Source organism: Luteibacter sp. CQ10, assembly GCF_040900725.1.
Taxonomy (GTDB): domain Bacteria; phylum Pseudomonadota; class Gammaproteobacteria; order Xanthomonadales; family Rhodanobacteraceae; genus Luteibacter.
In genome coordinates this window covers 1-1,134 of the sequence record NZ_JAEUYM010000022.1, presented here as the reverse complement: position 1 = coordinate 1,134, position 1,134 = coordinate 1, and the positions used below count along the sequence as shown (strand labels likewise).

Here is a 1,134-nt window from a genome sequence, read left to right as displayed (position 1 = left end):
CCTCGGTCGCGTCCGCTTCGCCTACCTCGTCGATCTCATCCTCCAGGTCGAACAGGCGCAGCCGCCATGCCGGATACTCCTTCGCCGCGCTGCCCAACAGACCCCATACGCTCGCGTGCGTGGGATCGATCGCCTCGCCGCCCAGCACCGGCTGGCTGCGCCGGGTCAGCACCGTCAGCGACAGCGGTGCGGCCACCGCCGCGAAGCCCTGCAACAACGCCAGGCCGGTCATCACCCCGGTCGCCTGGCCGGCCACGATCGACGCCCCCGTCACCGACTCCCGCGCCGAGGGCAGCGGCCAGAACCAGTGCGCGATCCCGGCCAGCGCCGCGCGCCGCGCCGGCACCGCGGCCGCCGACAGCACCTCGGCGGCCGGATACCGCGCCCGCCAGCGGGCCTGCCGCGCCGGGTCGTCCTCGACGATCGCCCAGCCCGTGCCGTCGTGCCGCGCGCGCGCCACCGGCACCTCGTCCGTCGCGATCGGCGACCAGCCCGGCACCAGAGTCAGCGCGCCGCTCAGCGGGAACGCCGGCGCCGCCTCGCACGTCTCGTCCATCCCTTCCTCCGTTCCCTCGTTCCGCGTCGGTGCCATCGGCTCCATGGGCTCCGTGGTCTCCCCGCCCGGTATCGGCGCCGAGGGCACCCAGTAGCGCGAGCGCGCGAACGGATAGGTCGGCAACGGCACCCGCGCATACCCGCCACCGGCGAACAGCCGTCCGTAGTCCAGCGGCTCGCCCTGCACGAACCGTTCGGCCAACCCCTCCAGCCGCTGCCGGTACGCCGTCGCGTCCGTCACCGCCAGCGTCGCGCAGGCAGCCAGGCAGGCCTCGCCTTCCGCGCCGTGCGGCCCGCGCTCGGGCACGCCCCGCTCGCGGATCTCGCCCGCCCGCACCGCGCCGGCCTCCCCGGCCAGCCAGCCGGCCAACTGCCGGCCCAGCCCGTCGATGTCCTCGCTCACGCAGGCCAGCCGATGGGCGAAGTGCCGCCGGCCCGTCAGCAACGTGTGACTCACGTCAGCCAGCGCGTGCCCGCGGTCCTCCGCCAGCCACGCCGCCAGGCGCTGCGCCTGCGTGCGCAGCTGCGCCGCGCTGCGCGCGGACAGCACCACCAGATGCGCCGGCCGCGTCACCGCCG

General features: G+C 75.9%; 1 protein-coding gene. It reads right to left on the bottom strand.

Going from position 1 to position 1,134, the window contains the following annotated elements:
- The coding region (locus JNG39_RS21050) for a hypothetical protein (protein WP_368313918.1) at positions 1 to 1,134 on the bottom strand (1,134 nt) is incomplete at both ends.